Source organism: Arthrobacter sp. 01N444 (genome assembly GCF_056399305.1).
This window is the reverse complement of record NZ_JBFTRB010000017.1, coordinates 21,325-41,155: the sequence shown is the minus strand read 5'-3', so window position 1 is coordinate 41,155 and position 19,831 is coordinate 21,325. Positions and strand designations below refer to the sequence as shown.

Genomic DNA, 19,831 nt, shown 5'->3' with positions numbered 1-19,831 from the left:
GGAGGACTACCAGCATGAGCAGCTTTGACACCCCGAACGGCTCTGTCGTCACCTCGTACGCGAAGGCCGCCACACGCTCCATCACTTCAGGTGGCGTCACCTACGCCTACCGCGAGCTGGGGCCCAAGACCGGCATCCCCGTCGTATTCTTCGTGCACCTTGCCGCGACCCTGGACAACTGGGACCCGCGCATCATCGAGCCCATCGCGAAGAACCGCCACGTCATCACCTTCGACCAGCGCGGTGTCGGCGCCTCCACCGGGCAGGTTCCCGACAGCATCGAGGCGATGGCCGACGACGCCTACACCTTCATCAAGGCCCTCGGGCTCGACCAGGTCGACGTCTTCTCCTTCTCAATGGGCGGCATGATCGCCCAGGACCTGGTCCTCAAGCATCCCGACCTCGTCCGCAAGCTCGTGCTGGCTGGTACCGGGCCGCGGGGCGGCAAGGACATCGACAAGGTCGTCGGCGCCACCTACTGGGACGTCCTCCGCGCGACCCTGACGCGCTCGGACCCGAAGGAGTTCCTGTTCTTTAACCGCAACGCGACCGGCAAGCCGGCCGCGAAGGCGTTCATCAGGCGCCTGCAGGAGCGCACTGTCGACCGCGACAAGCCGATCAGCACCAAAGCCTTCCAGACTCAGCTGAAGGCAATCCGGAAGTTCGGCCGCTCCGCGCCGTCGGACCTATCAAGGCTCACCCACCCCACGCTCATCGCCAACGGCGACAACGACCGCATGGTGCCGTCGGTCCTGTCCGGGGACCTGCACCGGCGCATCAAGGGATCCGAGCTGATCATCTACCCCGACTCGGGCCACGGCGGAATCTTCCAGTTCCACGACAGGTTCTCCCCCGTCGCCGTAGAATTCCTCGCCCACTGACCAGCACGTACCTGACACGATCCCGCTAACAGAGCAGAGAGTCACTGTGGCTGTGCCCGTCCGTGAATACGGGCGGGCACAGCCATTGGAGTGACTATCCCGGCATGTGACGTGAAGGCCAAGGCACCAGGCGATCGATTCGGGTGGGAGGAGTGGTGCCACCGCGCTCACTTTTGGTGAACGCGGTGGCACCGGTTGTTCCCTTATGCGTTCGTCGCCGCCAACTGCGGGTAGACCGCTTCGAGGGGTGCGCTGAGTCCGGCCTTGAGCTGGACAGACGTGTCGTCGGCGAGGACCTCGTACTGCCCTGCCTCGGTGGCGTCGAACACGGTGCGCACCAGCACGGCCGGGTCGAGCTTCGGGTCGGTGGCGTGCGCGGCCATCGCGGTGTCGACGTATGCGACGTGGACGCCGACGACGTGCACGCCGGCGGGGGCGAGTTCGAGGCGGAGGGAGTTAGTCGCGGACCAGAGGGCGGCTTTGGTGGCGCTGTAGATGCCGGCGACGGCGTACCAGCTCAGGGCCGAGTGGATGTCGATGATCATCGCTCCGTCCTTCACCGACAGGACCGGAGCGAACGCGCGGGCGACGAAGAGAGGCCCGAGAAAGTTCGTCTCGACGTTCCTGCGGATCTCCTCGTCCGTGTGGGTGAGGATCCCGGCACTGGAGACCGACGCGCCGGCGTTGTTGATCAGCACGGTCACATCCGGTGCCGCGTCGACCGCTGCCTGGATGGAGGCGGAGTCGGTGACGTCCAAGGCGAGCGGAACGATGCGCTCGTCGTTCCAGGCGCGGGGGGTGCGGGCTGAGGCATAAACCTTTGCAGCTCCCCGGGCGAGGGCTTCGTGCACGAACTGCGTGCCGATTCCGCCGTTGGCTCCGGTGACGAGGACGACTGCTCCGTTGAGTGAGGGCATGGCTGTTTCTTCTTTCTGATCGGTACGGCGTATGGAAGGTCGGTGGCGTGCGACCTGCGGCAGACGATTAGGCGTGTGCCAGGGCCGGATAGTCGGTGTACCCGGCCGCGCCGCCGCCATACAGGGTTGCCGGGTCCACCTCGTTCAGTGGCGCACCGGTGCGCAGGCGCTCAACAATGTCGGGGTTCGCCAGGGCGAAGCGGCCCAGCGGCGCGATGTCCGCGAGCCCGGCGTCGATGTCGTCGGCAATCTGCTCGCGGTCGCGCCCATAGCGGAGGACGAGGATGGCCGCAGGCCACGCGTCGCGGAAGGACCGCAGCAGTTCGTCGTCACCGAGGTGGTGTACGTGCAGGTACGCAAGGTCCAGTGTGGCGAGTTCGCCGACCAGGTGGCGGTACTGTGTCCGGACGTCGGCGGGGTCCCCTTCGTTGATTCCGCCCAGCGGGAACGCCGGTGAGATGCGGATGCCGGTCCGGTCTGCCCCGATCTCCTCGGCCACCGCGCGGGCGACCGCGACGACGAACCGGGACCGGTTCTCCACGGATCCGCCGTATTCGTCCTTGCGGTGGTTCGAGTTTGGCGAGAGGAACTGGTGGAGCAGGTACCCGTTCGCGCTGTGGATCTCCACGCCGTCCGCTCCCGCTGCGATAGCGGAGGCTGCGGCGTGGCGGAACCCGGCGATGGTGGTCTGGATGTCTTCGGCCGTCAGCTCACGCGGCACCGGCGTCTTCTGCGGGCCCGTTGGAGTGAACATGTCCTGCTCGGCCGAGATCGCCGATGGGCCCACGGGCTGACGGTGGTGCGGGGTGTTATCCGGGTGCGACATCCGGCCGACGTGCATCAGTTGGATGAACAGGGCTCCGCCGCCTGCATGCACCGTGTCGGCGATCTTTCGCCATCCCTCGATGTGTTCAGGAGTGTAGATGCCGGGGGTGTTCAGATAGCCCTGGCCATCCTCGGACGGCTGCGTGCCCTCGGTGATGATCAGCCCGAGCGAGGCGCGTTGGCCGTAGTACTCCGCGGCCAGTTCCCCGGGGGTGCCATCAGGGTTTGCGCGGCTCCGGGTCAGCGGGGCCAGCGCGAGCCGGTGCGGCAGCTCCACATTGCCGAGGGTGAAGGGTTGCCAGAGGGAGGAAGTCATGTGTGCGGTCCTTTGCGTCGCGGGGTATAGCGCCACCACTCTGCCGGGGCGGAACACTGGGGTTCGGCCCGTGCGTGGGAGAATGAACGAAGGAACATTCGAACCCACACAGTAGTGACTACACTCATAACTGAGTGCAGTCAGAATCTATTCCGGAGGATCCATTACCATGTCTCTCGCCTCCCAGCCGGTCGGACGGCGCGAGCGGAACAAGCAGCAGAAGCTGGACCGCATCACGGCCGCGGCAAGCGAACTGCTGGCCGAGCACGGCATCGAGGATGTCACGACCCAGCAGATTGCCGACAAGGCGGACATAGGCACCGGGACCCTGTTCCTTTACGCGAAGACCAAAGGCGAACTCCTCCTCCTCGTGCAGAACGCACACTACGCCGAAGCGCTTCAGCAAGGTCGGGCTGATGCCGAAACCACCCCGGATATCCTCGATGCGGTGCTGGCAATCGTTCGGCCAATCGTGGAATGCAACCGCGTCCAGGTCGACAACGGACGCACGTACCTGCGGGAAATGGTCTTCGGTGATCCCGCGGAGCCCCGTCACGCTGAGGCCCTCTCCATCGTTGCGCAGACCGAGGAGGCCATCGCTGCCGTCCTGGGCAGGCAGGAGCCGGCTCGTGCGCACGATGCCGCTACGACGGCCCGCATCGTCAGCGCCATCATGTTCCTCAGCATGGCAGCGACCGTGAATGCCGCATTGAGCATCGACGAGATTGTTCAGGACATCCGGACACAGGTCGGCGTACTGCTGTCTCACTGACGCAATCAAGTGCTCGCGCCAACGCCCGGTGTCCACCAATTGCCTGGGGTCGTCGACCGGCAGAAGAACGGCCACCGCTGCTGCACTGAATGCGCAGCCGGACTCTCTCAGCGGACGAGGGGGCACCGTGCGGTTCCAGGCAAAGGATTTTAGACGCCGGACTTCCAGTTAGGCGTTGCCCTCAGCACCCCGCAAACCCGCCGAATCTTCTGTGTGCTGGAGCCGGGCGCGCGGTTCGCGGCATTCCGGGTTCTTAAGTCCGGCCGGGCAGCAGGTGGGGTCCCATCCGATCGGTCCGGGTCGCCAGGAGTGCGTCGGTAAGCCGCCGGACGTCCCTTGCCCGCACTTCGTCTGTGGGTGGCACGGTGCAGGACTCGCTGGTGCAGGTCAGCAGCGCTGCCATGACCTCCGCGATCAGAGCCGGGGATGGGCTAAACCGGTATCCGCCGTCGGCAGGGTCGTTAGAAGAATTCAGCGCCCTGGTGATGAACACGGCGGCCTGCGTCCTGCTCGCCATGCCGAGTTTCCTCAGAATGGTTGAGGTCAGATTCTTCACGGTCTTTTCCGCCAGCGACATTTCCTGGCTGATCTGGCGGTTGGTCAGCCCTCTCCCCAGTCGGATGGCGGTATTCATTTCCTGTCTCGTAAGGGTCAGGAGTCTCCTATCCAGGGACTGGGTTGCGGGCCCGACGAGCGGGGTAACGAGCGCGGTCCGGAACCGGCCGCTGTACGCGGTGTGCCCGGCCAGGGCACGGCGGATGAGCCTGAGCTGTTCGCAGCTGCCGTCCTGTTTGGACAGGCACCCCCATGCGCCGGCCAGAATCGAGTCGATCAGCACGGCTTCGTTGGCATCTCCGGTCATCAGGAGGCACCGGATGGTCGGGTCCGCCGCAGCGATGGCCCGGCACACGTCGGCACCTGAACCGTCGGGGAGATCATCGTCAAGGATGACCAGCTCCGGGCGGAGGGCAGGGATTCGCCGGAACGCCCGGTGCGCGGATCCTGATTCTCCGGCGATGCTGAGACCTTCGGACTCCAGCAGATGGCGCAGGCCCCGTCTCACGACCTCGTGGTCGTCCAGCAGATAGACGCCCCGGCCGGCCAAAGGGGGCGGCGGGTGGATTTCCGGTTCAGCCATCATCGCCATTACGTTCCTTCGCTTTTTAGGCACCGAAGGCGTGCTGGATGATCCCGTCCGGTCCCCATCCAGCGTGCATCCATGCGCACACTGCCCGACGGGCCCCACACTAAACCGATAGGGCCGACCCAACAAGGGCCCGCGGGGGTGGATCCGTGGCTTTTCTGAACGTGTTCTGCAGACAACCGGTGTCGTAACCTCAGACCGCCACTAGAGCTCCGTCGGGGAGTATGGCCCAGAGCACGCTCGGGCGGCGTCGGGCGCTCTTGGACGCTGCGCGCTTCTCCGATGGCGCTCATGATCCCATGGTTCGAACGTGTCGGCCGAGGATTTCGGCGCGATTCCTGACCGCGCTAACGTAATCGGTGAAAGCCTGCTGCGTGTCGGACGCAAACTCCCGGAGCAGCAGCCCGCAAAGCGGGCCAGTGAACTCTTCTCTTACGAGCAGGTGCGTCATGCCGCCCAGCGGTTCAAGCGTGAAGGTGCGCACCCCGGTGAGCAGGCCCAGAGGCAGGCCCTGGGTCCAGGTCATCACCTCGCCGGGCATCTGCTGGACGCGCAGCCGGAAGGTGCGCTCCCCTCCGGTGTGGGTTCGGATTCTGATGGTGCCACCGTTGCGCAACTCGCCCCTGATGTGCGTGATGCCGGATTCCCAGACGGTGAAGTTCCGTGCATCGGTGATGACGTCCCAGACGGTGGAGCTTCGGGCTTTGATCAGTGTCTCGGCACTGACCGAGTGCCTGGCCATGCTGTGACCCTGGCCGAGAGGGCGCCGGGTTGTGGGCACCTGGTCTGTAGACATCAGCCCGCAACCCAAGGCATTGGCCGCGGGACCGGACTGCCGACGCGACCAGCCAGGCATCGGCAGGCTCCACGGCCGATAGCGCCGGCAAGGGACAGCGCCGCGTTCTGGACGGCCATGACACCGCAGCCCTCCACGGCCGGCAGATCGTGCATCACCAGCACGACGCTCCCTACTGATTCTTCAGACAAGGGGTTCTCCTTTTCTAAACGGAGTGACAGCCGGATAGTAGCCCGGCTTCCTGTGGGCAGCCAGAGAGTCCACTGATCGGGTTATGCCTCGCAGCCTCGGCCGGTCCGAACCGCCTGCGGGAACGCCCTCGACGGCTGGCAACCGGCCACCGTGCCGCCCAATGGCATGGAGCGACAGTCTGGAGGTTGCGCAGAAGGACACCGCACCCTGGTCGAGGACTAAGACACCACCTCGTCCATGGTCATTGCATCTGCTGCCACGCGGTGCTGGGTCGATGGCGCTCTCAGACCAGAGCCTTGGTCTTGATTCTTTCGAATTCATCAGCGCTGATTGTTCCGGAGTCCCGAAGAGCCGTGGCTTTGGAGATCTCGTCGCTCGGACTCGGTGCAGCGACGCTGCGGATGTAAGCATCCGAGGCCTCCCGGTTCTCCTGGGCCCGTGCCATGGACCGCTCCGTCATGCCCTTACCGCGGGCAATCACGTAGACCAGCACACCCAACAAGGGCACGAAGACCAGGAAGAGGATCCAGACGGCTTTCCACCAACCGCTCAGCATGTCGTCGCGGAACAAGTCGCCGATGACGGCGAACAACGCCCAGAGGAAGGCGATGAACGCGTATACGAGGAAGAACCACCAGAAAATATCCCAAAAGTTTTCCCAGAAACTCATGTCAACTTCCCTGCTTTCTGTAGGAGCGGAGTGGGTCGGGAATGCAGCCGGGCAGGACTGAGGCTAGCTGCAGACCTGCCCGGAGGGGCCTTGAGGTCAGCATTTAGTCGCCGTTTGGAGGTCACTGACCGCGGCCTGGACGTTGGCGGCGTCGTCCCGCAGGGAGGCGGCCGCCTGAGTAAGGGTGGCATCATCCGGGACGGCTCTGACGGCTGCGTCGAACTTGTTTTCGGCCGTCTTAACTGCGTCCATTTCGTCTTTGGCTACATCCTGGCTGGCCTTGACCAGGTCGTCGTAGGTCTTCGCGACCTGTTCCCGTGCCGATTTGATCTGTTCTATCGTGGCACCAGGTTTGAGTGTCTGTTTGAAATTTGTCAGGGATCCGGCGAAGGCACTGGCAGCAGCGCAGGCCTGCGAAACGTTCTTCTCCGCTCTGGCGCTGCTGACACTGGTGCCGGGGCTGGACGTGCCGCAACCCGTGAGCAGTACGATGGCTGCCCCGGCTGCGATCGATCCGGCGAGGATCGGGTGTGGTCTGGACACTGGAGGCCCCTTTCCGAAATGGAATGCGGCAGGGAACCCTGCCGCACGCAAGTCCGACCATTGTCTACCCGTAACGCGGGCGTGGGCCTCATCCGGGGAAGGTGATACGTAGCGGCAGAACCACGAGTTCACCGGACTCGAGATGGCCTCCACTACCAACCGGATTGAAGGCGGCACGAACGCCCAACTCAGACTTATGCTCCACAGCCACCGGGGCATGAGCGAAGAGCACCAAAAGCGAGCCATCCCGAGGTAGGACTCGAACTGCATTCCCTCCATTTCGTCCCGGCAGCTGAGCACCAGTCCCGGAGTCACCGCCACGGGGCAGGTGCCGGGAGATCCGACGGCACCGGAGGGCTAGGACTCATGGCGCAGACTAACGGAGAAGCAGGTCCCAGCCGTCGGGTCTGGTTAGGGTGGAGGATGACCGGAGAACCGAACACCTGGCACGACAAGCACAAGGCTTCCCTCACCCGCGGGCAGCAGGCCGCGGACCTCATGCGAAACGGGATGGGGAGCTGGCCTTTCGTGGGAGGTTTCATCGCCTTCATGCTGGTCTGGGCCGCCGTAAACACCTGGGCGCTGGCGACCCATGCCTGGGATCCGTACCCCTACATCCTTCTTAACCTCTTTCTGTCCATGCTGGCCGGTCTGCAAGGAGCAATTCTGCTCATCGCCGCCAAACGCCAGGATGCCATCGCAGGGGCCATGGCCCAGCATGACTACACTACGAACCTGAAGTCCAAGGAAGAGATCGATCTCCTGATGGACATTAACCGCCAGCAGTTGGAGATTCTCCGCGAACTTCAGCAACTCACAGAACACGGACCAAACGAAAGCAGCCTTTCAACTAGCGCCCGCCCGGCCTAAAAGATGAGCCGATACCGGCAGCCGGCAACCCTGGCTAACGGCTCAGGCGTTCCGCAAAGAGGTGCCCCGTAAAACGGCAGCGAAACCTCCCGTAAGCGGGCCCCGACGTGCCACACCCCGGGCAGTGACCTGCGGTGCCGTTGTCATGAGTTGTCTGATGGGGCGCTCACAGAGTGCGCCAAGGCAGCGCGCGTGTGGAAATTTCGTTGTTCGACAACCCCGGTTGGCGGGCGGATACTGAAGAACCATGAAGCCTACCCAAAGCGGGTTGCGCATCCAGCTTCTCGGCTCGTTCATCGTGTACGTCAACGGGAACGCCGTCGAGAACAGCCACTGGCGGCTGCAGAAGGCAAAGGCCGTGGTGGCAATGCTGGCGCTGGCGCGTGGTCAGCGTAACCGTCGCGAGCAGGTACTGGACCGCCTGTGGCCTGACATGGAGCCGGTGGCCGCCGCACGGAATCTGCATCAGACCCTGTACGTCGCTCGCCGTGCGCTCGCTAGCGCTGGAGCCGGCAGCGACGGGCTGCTCGCCATCCGCGGTGAAGTGGTCGTGCTGGATGACACTGGCCCGGTCGATGTCGATGTCCTGCAGTTCGAACGTTCGGCCGTGGCAGCGTTGGCTGCAGGTGTCGAGGCCGGCCTGCGCGATGCGGCCGACTTGTACACTGGTGATCTTCTGCCGGAACTGCCGGATGCGGACTGGCTGACGACACGCCGCGATGAGCTCCGGGAAATCCATCGCGAGGTACTGGTGAAACTGGCGTCCACGGTGGCGCAACGCGCACCGGAGGAAGCGTTGGTCATCCTCACCCATGCGCTCGAATCCGATCCCGTTCACGAGGGAGCCGTGCGCGCGCAGATGGTGGTGCTGGCTGGGATGGGCCGGCGGTCGGAAGCATTGGCACGATATGAGCGGCTGGTCGACGAACTCCTCGACGCGTTCGGGACCGACCCGGACACCCGGACGGTGGAACTGTTTCGCGAATTGTTGACCGGCTCGCCGCCCGAGGAACGCCTCCACCAGCCCGCCGGAGTGACCGGCAAAGACGATGCCATCAGCTATCTGCCATCCCCGTTGACAAGCTTCATCGGGCGCGAGCGTGAGCTCGTTGACGTCGAGCGGCTGATGGGCCATGCTCGCCTGCTCACCCTCACCGGGGCTGGCGGCAGCGGCAAGACCAGACTGGCCTTGGAGGCCGCGAAGACAGTTCGTCCTGAGTACGTGGACGGAGTCTGGTTCGTTGACCTCGCGGCCGTTGGGGAGTCGCTGCTGGTGGCCGATGCCGTAGCCGAGGTCCTCGGGTTGGATTCCGGCGCTGCACCAAGCCGCGTGCAAGCGCTGGTCGACCAACTGCGGCGACGCTCGCTGCTCCTCGTGCTGGACAACTGCGAACACTTGCTCGCGGCCTGTGCGCAACTCGTCGTCGCGCTACTTGACGGATCCCCTGGGGTCAAAGTGCTGGCCACCAGCCGGGAGCCACTCCATGCCGACGGGGAGTACACCTACCGGGTGCCGTCATTGCCCCTGCCCTCGCCCCTGCCGACTGACGCTCTCGATCTGGCCGTGCTGGGCCGTCTGCCCTCTGTCCGGCTTTTCGTTGAGCGGGCAGCGCAGGTCCGGCCGGGTTTCGCGCTCGACGCCGACAACGCGCAGGGGGTGACAGAGTTGTGCCGACGGCTCGACGGGATGCCGCTGGCCCTCGAATTGGCCGCGGCCAGGACGGCCGTACTCGAACCCGCCGAGATCGTCCAGGGATTGGGCGATGCTTTGTCCATGCTCGGCGGGGGAACCAGCGGCGTCACACGGCACCAGACGCTGCGTGGCACCTTGGAATGGAGCCACGAACTGCTCACCAAACCGGAGCAGGTTCTGCTGCGCCGGCTGTCTGTGTTCGCGGGTGGTTTCACCCTCGACGCTGTGGCAGCAGTCTGCGCTGACGCGCCCCTCCAGCAGGTCGAACTGCTCGACCTGTTGGCCAAGCTGGTGGACAAGTCTTTGGTGGTCACCGAAAGGAGGGGCGCCGGGACCCGATACCGGCAATTGGAGACGGTCCGCCAGTTTGGCCGAGAGAATCTCGATCATGCAGGTGAGGCGGCTCAACTGGCGGCTGCGCATTGCGCCTACTTCCTTGCCGTCGCCGAATCCCACAATCCCGAACGGGCCACCGGGGTGGTCATCGAACAGCCGAAGTTGCTCGACCGCGAGCACGACAACCTGCGCGCTGCGTTGCGCTGGTCGTGCGCCCACGAGCCCGGGACCGCGCTCCGGCTCGCGGCCAGCCTGTGGCGGTTCTGGTTCCTCCGCGGTCACGCGGTCGAGGGAGCACGTTGGGTGGAGCGTGCCTTGGCGGTGGCTCCCGACTCGACCCGGCCTCGCGCGGCCGCTCTGATCGGCCTGACCGGGCTGGACAGCCGGCAGGGCCGTGGCGATCGGCATCGGGCGCTCGGCGCGGAGGCCCTGGCAATTATGCGGGAGATCGGCAACCCCGACGAGGTGACGATGGCCCGGCTCATTGAGACCTCGCTCGCCTGGAGCACTTTCGACCTGGACGAGGCCGAACAGCTGGCGGCCGACGTGCACACCGAGGCAGTCGAGGGTGGCAGACCCGAACATTGCGCAGCCAGCAGTTGGCTGCTCGGCCAGTGCGCGTTGTCCCGGGAGGACGGACCACTCGCCGCCCGTCACCTAAACACCTGCCTGAGCGAACTCGCGCAGTCTGATACCAGCACTCCACCCTTCCTGCCGGTGATCACGCCCAGCCTGCAACTGGTCCCGATCGCCGGACGGTTGGTGCCCTGCGTCGAGGAAACCCTGCTGTTGGGCCGGCGGGTCGGCGTCATCCAAGCCAAAGGCTACGTGCTGTCCGCGATCGGCTACGCGGCCAGGCTTTCGAGAGACACTCAGTCTGCGATATCCGTCATCACGGATGCAGCCGAACATTTCGCCGAGTTAGGAGATGACCTGGCCAGGGCGCAAACACTCCACCAACTTGGCTGCATTCTGCGCGACTGTGGCGACCACAGTGCGGCCGATGAGGCCCTGTCCTTGGCGCGGGAGCTTCGGCTCGGTCTCGGCGACCGACGCGGCGAGCTGCTGACCGAGATTAATATCGCCCTGCTCCGCGCCATGGGTGGTGATATCGACCGCGGCCTGACAGACGCTCGGCGTTGCCTTTCAGGGTTCGAGTCCGCGGGAGATCAGGTGGGGATGGGCGCCACGCTGACCATTCTCGGTGCCGCCGAACTGATCTCCGGGGAGGTCCGGGCAGCGCGGGAAATGTACAGGCAGGCAGCGGAAAAAGTCGCCCCATGGCGGCGACACACTGGCTGGCAGCGGTTGATGGTGGCAGAGCTATCCAACGAGCTCGGCGACCCACATCGGGCGGCCCGGGAAATTGACAGGGCTGGGGAAATTTTCGACCGAACGAAATGCCTCATCGCCGGTCAGCGGCTGGCCGCACTGCGTAGGCGGGACCCGGATGATGATGTTGAGACGGCGTTGAGTGCTCGTTGAGTACGGTTCACTAGCGTGATTCCTGGATCTGACAAATGGATCTGACCAACCAACAGCAATCAGGAGGAACGCATCGTGACAACGACGCAGACTAGGCCGACCCGCATCGGCGAGGCCACCATCGCCGAGTTCGCCGCCGGGCTGCGCGGCACGGTCGTCAGGCCAGGGGACGCGGCCTACGACCACGAACGCAGCATCTGGAACGGGGCCCACGACCGGCGCCCGACGCTCATCGCACGCTGTGCGGGTGTGGCAGATGTGATCCGCACGGTCGATCTCGCGCGCAGCGAGGGGTTGCCGTTGTCGGTTCGCGGCGGTGGACATTCGATCCCGGGGTTTTCCACCGTCGATGACGGTATCGTGCTGGACCTTTCGCTGATGAAGGGGGTCCAGGTGGACCCAGCCCGCCGCCGCGTGGCGGCACAGGCAGGGTGTACCTGGAAGGACCTGGATGCAGAGACCCAGCAATTCGGGCTTGCGGTGACCGGTGGCCTGGTGTCCTCAACCGGCATCGCCGGCTTCACCACCGGCGGCGGCATCGGCTGGCTCGTGCGCAAGCACGGGCTGGCCAGCGACAACCTGGTCGGCGCCGACGTCGTCACTGCTGACGGGCAGTTTATTCACGCCAGTGCCGATGAGCACCCCGATCTGTTCTGGGGGCTGCGCGGCGGCGGCGGCAATTTCGGTGTGGTGACGTCCTTCGAGTATCAATTGCACGAAGTGGGGCCCATGGTCCTTTCCGGCCTGGTTTTCTACCCCGCAGAAGAAGCGGAGCAGGTGTTGCGCGGCTATCGGGCGGCCTGCGCGGCGGCCCCCGATGAGCTGACCACGTTGGTCAACATGACCATGGCGCCGCCGGTCCCGTTCCTGCCAGAATCAGTGCACGGCAAGCCGGTCATCGCTGTGGGAGGGTGCTGGTCCGGCGATCTAGATGCCGGCGAGGCCGCCACCGCACCCTTCCGGTCATTGGGCACGGTCATCGCCGATGTGTTCGCGGCCAACCCGTACGCGGGATGGCAGCAGGCGCTCGATCCGCTGTACCCGCGGGGCGTGCACAACTATTTCCGCTCGGCATTTCTGCGCGCCGCCGACGACGCGTCCGTGCGCGTGCTGCTGGACTCGTTTGCGGCATTGCCCAGCACCATGACGCAGATTCACCTGCACCACCTTGGCGGCGCGGTCGGCCGGGTTCCTGCCGAAGCAACGGCCTTCGCACTCCGCGACCAGGAATTCATCGTCAATGTTGTTGCGCGCACGCCGACAGCGGAAGGCTTCGCGGATGTCGTCGAATGGGCCCGGGGCGTGACGTCTGCGCTCGGTCCGGATGTGACGGCCTACGTGAATTTCACAGGTGAAGCGAATACGGCGCTCGTCCGGGCGTCGTACCCGGCGGATACATACCGGCGGCTCGTGGAACTGAAAAACGAATACGACCCCACCAATCTATTCCGGTTGAACCAGAACATCGCCCCCACGGTGTGACAGCACTGCCTGCGCCAGAGGCACCTCGGATGGGTCCGCTGCACCCAGCAAACCCCTTACCTGAAGTTGCGTGAGTTGAGGCAGGAAGATCCCTGGGTTTCCGGGGGTCTTCCTGCCCGTCTCGTGGGAAGCAGGCAAGGAGCGAGCCACAAAGCAGCAACGGCAGGACACTCACTCCGGTGTGGACACCCCACACACCCCTCTTGGCCGGACAAATGGGAACCAGCCTTCCCCCAAGCCGCCGGTAAACAAAGGATTCCGGAGAAGAAGGTCTTCAATAAATCCCCGCAGGTTATGTCGTCAGTACTCCACGGCATGAATAGGTATTAGGCCAACCACAGCCACCAAAACAACTCGGAAAGGAAACCCGAATGACCCACCCCCCTGACGAGGGGAAACACAGCGCCCGAGGTGGGACTCGAACTGCATTCCCTCTCCCGCACACACTGGACTCCCCCGGACATGCGGAATCCGGCCCGATTCGAAGCCCGAAGTGTAGACAAAGTACACATTCCCAAATTGCCCAGTTCAAAGCATCGCAGCCACCAGCCGCACCCAAGAAGTGAAGAGCGCACTCCAGGCGATCTGGGCAGCACACACCTGAATTCAGACGACCCACGCGCGCACGTCGTGATGGCCTCGATTAAGCTGATGCGCTCTCGTCGGCCCGTCTGAACACCCGTCGCACGCCGCCTCGCGCGAGCATGAGAACGATGATCAGTGCAGTCACTTGAAAGAAGCCACCGAGACGGACAGCGTCGCCGAATACCAGGTCAACCAGTCCGAGCACCATGAACTTGCTCCCCGGCAGCACCAGCAACAGGGTGAACGCGCTGACAATTCGAACCCGCCGAGTATCGGCCGACCGGATCCGCGCAACGATTTTCTTCTTCGCCCACAGCACGACTTCAAGGACGACCTTCAGCAGGATCGCCGTCAAGAGCGCCAACAGGAATGTTTCGGATATGACGTCGGGAAACAGCTGGATGAACACACCCAGCACCACGAGATAGACCAGCACGTCGACCAGATCTATTGGACGGATCCGCATCCAGCGAGTATATCGACGGCGCCCGGACCGCCCTCTTGCCCGATTAGGATTCCTTCCACTTCGCTCAGGCCCTGCAAGTGCCTCACCCGCCCCACGCAGACCCAGAGCAGTCCGTTTGCCCGTTCCACGGCCTGCCCCATAAGAGTCGTTCACGCGCGGTCTCGGTCTCTTCCGCGACCAGGATGTAACCAAGGTCCGCCGCCCTCGACTCGCGGATCTGGCTCCTGGGTAGGGTGCCGACCTGTCAATGAGCAGATGGTCGGCAAGTACTCCCGTTCGTGCTCTATATGGACGGGGTCTTACGCCGGCCTTCCAGCAGGGCAAGAGTAGCCCAGGATAAAAGCGCTGGGACCAGGATCAGCAGGACGAAAACCCACCACTGGTAGTGGAAGCTCCACAGCAGGACGAGCCCACCCACGACGAGTCCGAGCACAAAGTAGAGCACGAAAAAAACGACCCCTAGACCCATGATGCGTCGATTCATGAGTACATGCTCCCATGAGGAGCAGTACGTTAATGGAAGTAGTGAGCCCGGGAGTTTGGTGAAGTCGCCGGGGTGATCCTCGTGTCCGTCGGCTGGATACTCTTCGGCCCGCTCGGAGACCGGGCAGCCAGCGATGAATACCGCAGCGATGAGGACTTATATACCTTGCTCGCGCTGTGCGGGGCGTTCCTGATCTTAGGGGGCGCCTTCCTGAATTTCGCCAGCATCTTTGGCGCCCTTCGCAAGACCGACGCTGATTGGACTTCGAACGTGGGCTAGTTGCCGACGACGAGTATGCTCGCGGCAGCTTCCGATCGACCCGTCTCCCCCAGTCACCCAAATGCGGGGTTGTAGGCTCAGAACATGTCAGCTCATTGGGGGATGCAGACTCAGCGCGGAAGAGTACTGCTTGTTTTGGCCGGACTCGTCCTTGCGCTGGCGGGTTGCACGTACAGTGACCCGCCTGAGCAGACAGTTAGCTCATCGTCCAAAGGGGCAACGTTGCCGCCCCGGTCATTTGAGGAAAACGTTGGTGACGTGGCCCGTTTGCTTGGTGCATCCGTAACGGACGCTGGTATGCCAACGGAAGCAGAGCCTGCCGGGAAATTGGCGACTGTACTTGCTCCCGGGGACTATGTCGTCACGGCCGCGTGTGCCGGCGGCTACTTCGCCAAGCTGACGATCGTTGAGGGCGATGGGCTTCCGCTGTCAACAGACGTTGACTGCGACGCCACATTCCAGCGATTCCTAAGGCACGCGGGCGGTCCCATCACGATCAGCGCGATCCCGTCGACCGGCAGGCCAGCAGCCGCCGGAGTTGCTATAGGGCCCAACACTGACCCCATGGCTTCAGCGCAACAGGACATGGGCGAATGGTCATCAAAGCAACTGAAACCCGCAGTGCCGGGAGAGCTGGCCGGCTCCGCTGCTTCGAATTCCCCGACCAGCTTCGGAATGTCCGCCAAATCCGGCACCTACGAATTGCAGTTCGTGTGTGAAGGACCCTCCGGGACCGAACTGTCGGTGGCCAGTTGGTCCGGTGTCGAAGTCGTCGCCCCGGTGCAGGTCCATTGCAATGGGAACATCTTCAAAACGACAGTGCAGCTGGGAGCAGGCGCCGACAGAGTCGATTTCAAGATGAACCCAGGAAGCGGTGGCTCGGAGACCCGATACGCCTTCAGGCTCGTTCCGCCCACGTAGCCTCTCCTGTCCGGACGCGTCGACCTCGGCTCGGAGTCTTAGACGCGCTCATGTTGAACCGCCGTGTTCGGACTGCGGTTCCCGGATGGTTCCGCCGAACCCCACCGCGCTGCCGTGCGTTGGGCGAGCGTTCAGACGACCAGGGCGTCGCCTTGGCGCAGTCGTGTGCGGGCTCGACGAAGAGTCTCACCTTACCGGGATCTTCCTGAGCCCTGGGATGGTCAGGTGCCCTGGTAGTCGCCGGAGGCCTGCTCGGGAACTTCCCACTCCCCCTTGGGGGTCCGGAATCCACGCATGAATCCGAACATCAAGTCGGTCATTCCGGCCGGGTCACCGCCGCAACGGACGAAATCTTCCCGTCGGCGCCGGCCTAGCCACGTCGTGTGTCGGACGCCCAAAACCGTGACCAGGGTTGCACCGAACACTGCAGCGGTTAGGAAGATAGGCAATTCAGTGCTGAACCAGGAGGCCAGCACTCCCGCGGAAATTGCTCCAACCCCGATCCACAGAACGAACCCGGTGACTACTGCTCCGCGCAGCGCTGCGTTACTGGGACGGTGGATTGGGATGAACTTGGCGGGGTCAACGGGCGTATAGCCGCGCCTGGAGCGGCGTCCGGTTTGTTCGGACATGAAGTTCGTATCCCCTAGATTGTCTGCGCTGACCGGGGACATCCCGACCATTACTCTCGAATCATATTCTGGACTATGGCGCCAGTACCGATAATGGACCCCAGTGTCCCGGCTCACGCTAATAACTGATGAGCCCATTTAACCGCTCTTCACCACCGGACCTTGTTGCGGGAAGGCCCGGGCGTGGACCCGGGCCAGGACCTCGACTCCGAGGCCCCCGGCGGCCCCGCACGCCACGGCCGCGAGCAACAACCCGCCGGGTGGCCGGGAAAGCAGGAAGAATTCCTGAACGAGCGGGAGGTTGAGCGAGACCAGCAGGGAGGCGCTCATGGCCAACACCACGGCCAGGCGCGCCGCGTTGAGGGGGCGCGACACGGCCGATAGGATCCACAGTCCGACCATGGAAAGCGTCAGCACAGAGGCGCTGCTGACTTGTTCGGACGTGGCCGCGCCGGCCAGCGGCGCGAATGCGTTCAGTGTGAGCAGGGAGGCCGTGACGATCAGTCCGGCAGGGACGGAGAACCATAGGGACCGGCGCAGGAATCCGGGCTGATAGCGGCGCGGGTTCGGCATGAGCGCCAAGAAGAAGGCCGGGATTCCGATCGTCAGACCGTCCGTGAAGGATAGCTGGCGGGGAAGAAACGGAAACGTCCACTGCAGGAGCCCGAAGGTCACCGCGATGGCGGTCGCATAGACCGTTTTGCTGAGGAAGAGGCTGGAGACCCGCTCAATATTGGCGATGACCTGCCGGCCCTCAGCGAGGACTCCGGGAAGCCGGTCGAAGCGGCCGTCGAGCAACACCAGGCGCGCGACTGCCTTGGTGGCGGGCGCCGCGGAGTCCATGGCGATGCCAAGGTCGGCCGTCTTGAGCGCGAGGGCGTCGTTGACGCCGTCGCCGGTCATGGCCACAGTATGTCCCCGGCGCTGGAGCGCCTCGACCATCGCCCTCTTCTGGGCCGGCGTCACTCGGCCAAACACCGTGTTTGATTCCATCACCTCCTCCAGATGCAGCGGGTCCTCCGGCAGTGAGCGTGCGTCGAAGCCCTCCGTGACCTCCAGGCCAACCCTGCGGGCAATGGCGGCAACGGTGCGAGGATCGTCGCCGGAAATGATCTTCAACCCGACCCCTTCGGTCCGGAAGAACTTGAGGGTCTCCCGGGCATCGGAGCGCGGCTGTTCCCGGAAGGTCAGCAGCGCCACAGGGTGGAGCGACGCCGGCAGCTGCTCCACCTTCCCATTGGCTGGCAACTGATCCGCGCCGGCCAGGAGCAGGGTCCGCAGCCCTGATGCGGCCAGTTCGCCAGCCTGGCGCAAGACGTCGCTCTGGCGCGGTACTGCGCCGTCGGGCGCCGAGATCGACAGCTTCAGACGTGCGGCTGCGTCGTCGCCCTGCACAAGCATCATTTCCGGTGCTCCGAGAATCCAGGTGCGCGCACCGCGGGCGCTCCCGTTGAAGCTGACTCCGCTCCACTTCCGGGCGGAGGAGAACGGCACGGACCGGACGGGTTGAAGGCCGCCATCATCCTCAAAGGCCGTGCTCAGGCAGCGTGCCGTGGCGTTTGCCTCGGGTTCGGCGCCAAACCATGCGAGGGCCTGCTCCCATCCCGGTTGCGGCGCCAGCGGGTGAACCGCGTCGAAGACCAGTCCTCCTTCTGTGAGGGTTCCGGTCTTGTCCATGCACAGTACGTCTACGCGTGCCAGTCCCTCGACAGCGGCGAGTTCCTGGATCAGTACGTTGTGTTTAGCCAGCCGGAGTCCGCCCACGGCGAAGGCCACGCTCGTCAGCAGCACTAGTCCCAGCGGGACGATCGCGATCATGCTGGCAATGAGTCCCACGAGTGCGGGGGTCCAGGCACCGGTGGAAATGGCGGACTGCCAGCCGCCGCGCGCCTGGATCTCGCCGTTGAGCACGATGAGGGCAACGGGCAGCAGGATCCAGGCGATCCAGCGCATTACACGGTTGAGGCTGTTGCGGATCTCGGAGTTCACCAGTGAGAAGCGTCGCGCATCTGCCGTCAGCCGGCTCGCGAACGACGCCGCTCCGACCCGGACAACCTGGGCGTTGCCGTGGCCGGCCACGACGATCGATCCGGAGAGTACTTCCGTCCCCGCATCCTTACCCACCGGGTCTGCTTCGCCCGTGAGAAGCGATTCGTCCACCTCGAGGCCGGACGACTCCAGTACGGCAGCGTCGGCAGTGACCTGATCCCCGGCCCGCAACACCAGGAGGTCATCTTTTACGACGTCGGCCGTGGCGATGTCGTGGATCTGACCCTCGCGCAAGACCCGCGCGAGCGGGGCGTTGAGGACAGCCAGCCGGTCCAAGGACTTTTTCGCCCTGTATTCCTCGACGACGCCGATCACGGCATTGCTGACAGCGGCGAGGCCGAACAGGGCATCCCGCCATTGCCCCAGGAACAACAGCAGCAGGAAGCTCGTGCCGACGATTGCGTTGAAGAGCGTGAAGACGTTGGCCCGGAAGATCTGCCACAGGCTCCGGCTAGTGGTGTCCGGCACGCGGTTGGTAAGCCCGCGCTCGACCCGCGTAGCCACCTCCCCCTGCGACAGCCCCTTGGCGGCCGGCCGGCGCCTGGCGGCCTTCCGGTCTTTGGCTGCCGGGGACGCACGCCGATGCAGAAAGGCTCGTCTCTTGCGCCGGCGGTATGCCTTCACCCTCCGATGGTATCCGCCGTAGCGCCACAATGTGACGCACTGCGACGCATAAGCCGGTCCCCCACCGCGACACCCATCCGCCCGCACTGGCGCGGCGAGAAAATCCGATACAGATACTGGAAGCCTGGAATCGCGCATACCCCGGCCGCAGAACTGTCCCGCTCAGGGTGGACAATCCCGACAGTTGCACCCGCGCAGATCATTGGCTGCGTCCGGGTCTGCACCAACGAACAGGGCCTGGCAACGCCGCGCAAGGCGCTTACGGGGCTGGGCGACCCCCGAGGGCCTGACCAATGGTGACCACGGCGTGACCGGCAGAAACAAGGATCGGCTGGGATTGAACGAAGCCCTGGGCGCTGTCCAGGCCGGCGACACCCTGGTCGTCGCCAAGAGAGGAACCACCGGCAGCAGCAACGGCCACCAACAAAAATGGGCCCCGCAGGGCCCATAAAGGAGATTTGTACACAGTCAGACGCTCACAAGCCTCTGAACAGGGAAAACACGTGCCCGAGGTGGGACTCGAACTGCATTCGCTCCCCCAGAAACATTGAGTTCCCCCGAAACATAAGGAATCCGCGCAGCGAGGTCCGCGATCGACTCTGAGGCGACTCAACGCTGCCATGCCAGCGCGAACATCACAGCCGTGAGGGCCGGCGTCCTGGCCCGACGTACTCACACGCGTATACCGGAGATGTCCCGCCCGGCTATTGTGCCTCAGGAACCCCCGGCCAGCACCCGCCTGAGACGATTTACGGTGAGACATATTTCCACGACACGACACGACACGAGGCGGGCCAGCACGCTGTCGATTCCTTCAATCCTCCAGACACGACGAGGTGTCTTGAAGGGTGTTGTTTGCCAAGACAGCA

The 19,831-nt window shown here is 64.3% G+C and carries 16 protein-coding genes; 7 read left to right on the top strand and 9 right to left on the bottom strand.

What is annotated here, in order from left to right; genetic code table 11:
* Positions 1-14 precede the first annotated feature (14 nt).
* Positions 15-881: an alpha/beta fold hydrolase gene (locus AC1DKN_RS16790; protein ID WP_476871994.1), complete on the top strand. Its 867-nt coding sequence runs from the start codon at positions 15-17 to the stop codon at positions 879-881.
* 203 nt (positions 882-1,084) lie between these two features.
* Here the strand turns inward: AC1DKN_RS16790 and AC1DKN_RS16785 are convergent, their stop codons facing one another.
* Positions 1,085-1,798, bottom strand: coding sequence for an SDR family oxidoreductase (locus AC1DKN_RS16785; RefSeq protein ID WP_476871955.1), 714 nt, complete (start codon positions 1,796-1,798; stop codon positions 1,085-1,087).
* Positions 1,799-1,865: 67 nt separating this feature from the next.
* Complete coding sequence (locus AC1DKN_RS16780) at positions 1,866-2,939, bottom strand: alkene reductase (RefSeq protein WP_476871954.1); 1,074 nt, start codon at positions 2,937-2,939, stop codon at positions 1,866-1,868.
* A gap of 169 nt (positions 2,940-3,108) precedes the next feature.
* On the opposite strand from AC1DKN_RS16780, the gene AC1DKN_RS16775 reads away from it, so the two are divergent.
* A complete protein-coding gene (locus AC1DKN_RS16775) occupies positions 3,109-3,711 on the top strand; it encodes a TetR/AcrR family transcriptional regulator (protein ID WP_476871953.1) in 603 nt (200 codons plus the stop codon).
* Positions 3,712-3,964: 253 nt separating this feature from the next.
* Here AC1DKN_RS16775 and AC1DKN_RS16770 read toward each other — a convergent pair whose 3' ends face one another.
* The 4 genes from AC1DKN_RS16770 to AC1DKN_RS16755 form a co-directional block, all read right to left on the bottom strand.
* On the bottom strand, positions 3,965-4,858 hold the full coding sequence (locus AC1DKN_RS16770) for a response regulator (protein WP_476871952.1): 894 nt from the start codon (positions 4,856-4,858) through the stop codon (positions 3,965-3,967).
* A 286-nt stretch (positions 4,859-5,144) separates the two neighbouring features.
* Positions 5,145-5,597: an SRPBCC family protein gene (locus AC1DKN_RS16765; RefSeq protein ID WP_476871951.1), complete on the bottom strand. Its 453-nt coding sequence runs from the start codon at positions 5,595-5,597 to the stop codon at positions 5,145-5,147.
* 529 nt (positions 5,598-6,126) lie between these two features.
* Positions 6,127-6,513 carry an SHOCT domain-containing protein gene (locus AC1DKN_RS16760; protein ID WP_230009371.1) on the bottom strand — a complete coding sequence of 129 codons (387 nt, stop codon included), beginning with the start codon at positions 6,511-6,513 and terminating at the stop codon, positions 6,127-6,129.
* 96 nt (positions 6,514-6,609) lie between these two features.
* Positions 6,610-7,056: a hypothetical protein gene (locus AC1DKN_RS16755; protein WP_476857402.1), complete on the bottom strand. Its 447-nt coding sequence runs from the start codon at positions 7,054-7,056 to the stop codon at positions 6,610-6,612.
* 423 nt (positions 7,057-7,479) lie between these two features.
* Here AC1DKN_RS16755 and AC1DKN_RS16750 point away from each other — a divergent pair, with 423 nt between their 5' ends.
* The 3 genes from AC1DKN_RS16750 to AC1DKN_RS16740 all read left to right on the top strand — a co-directional run bounded on the left by AC1DKN_RS16750 (position 7,480) and on the right by AC1DKN_RS16740 (position 12,922).
* Positions 7,480-7,926 (top strand): DUF1003 domain-containing protein, encoded by a 447-nt coding sequence (locus AC1DKN_RS16750; RefSeq protein ID WP_476857403.1) that lies wholly within the window; start codon positions 7,480-7,482, stop codon positions 7,924-7,926.
* 247 nt (positions 7,927-8,173) lie between these two features.
* Positions 8,174-11,440, top strand: a complete 3,267-nt coding sequence (locus AC1DKN_RS16745) for a BTAD domain-containing putative transcriptional regulator (protein ID WP_476871950.1) — start codon at positions 8,174-8,176, stop codon at positions 11,438-11,440.
* Between the two features lie 75 nt (positions 11,441-11,515).
* Positions 11,516-12,922, top strand: a complete 1,407-nt coding sequence (locus tag AC1DKN_RS16740) for an FAD-binding oxidoreductase (RefSeq protein ID WP_476871949.1) — start codon at positions 11,516-11,518, stop codon at positions 12,920-12,922.
* 643 nt (positions 12,923-13,565) lie between these two features.
* Here AC1DKN_RS16740 and AC1DKN_RS16735 read toward each other — a convergent pair.
* Both AC1DKN_RS16735 and AC1DKN_RS16730 read right to left on the bottom strand, forming a co-directional pair.
* Positions 13,566-13,973: a hypothetical protein gene (locus AC1DKN_RS16735; protein WP_476851182.1), complete on the bottom strand. Its 408-nt coding sequence runs from the start codon at positions 13,971-13,973 to the stop codon at positions 13,566-13,568.
* Between the two features lie 283 nt (positions 13,974-14,256).
* Positions 14,257-14,457, bottom strand: coding sequence for a hypothetical protein (locus tag AC1DKN_RS16730; RefSeq protein ID WP_476871948.1), 201 nt, complete (start codon positions 14,455-14,457; stop codon positions 14,257-14,259).
* Between the two features lie 72 nt (positions 14,458-14,529).
* On the opposite strand from AC1DKN_RS16730, the gene AC1DKN_RS16725 reads away from it, so the two are divergent.
* Positions 14,530-14,736 carry a hypothetical protein gene (locus AC1DKN_RS16725; protein ID WP_476871947.1) on the top strand — a complete coding sequence of 69 codons (207 nt, stop codon included), beginning with the start codon at positions 14,530-14,532 and terminating at the stop codon, positions 14,734-14,736.
* A gap of 564 nt (positions 14,737-15,300) precedes the next feature.
* Positions 15,301-15,657 carry a hypothetical protein gene (locus AC1DKN_RS16720; protein ID WP_476871946.1) on the top strand — a complete coding sequence of 119 codons (357 nt, stop codon included), beginning with the start codon at positions 15,301-15,303 and terminating at the stop codon, positions 15,655-15,657.
* A 770-nt stretch (positions 15,658-16,427) separates the two neighbouring features.
* Here the strand turns inward: AC1DKN_RS16720 and AC1DKN_RS16715 are convergent.
* Positions 16,428-18,842 carry an HAD-IC family P-type ATPase gene (locus AC1DKN_RS16715; protein ID WP_476871945.1) on the bottom strand — a complete coding sequence of 805 codons (2,415 nt, stop codon included), beginning with the start codon at positions 18,840-18,842 and terminating at the stop codon, positions 16,428-16,430.
* Between the last annotated feature and the right edge of the window lie 989 nt (positions 18,843-19,831).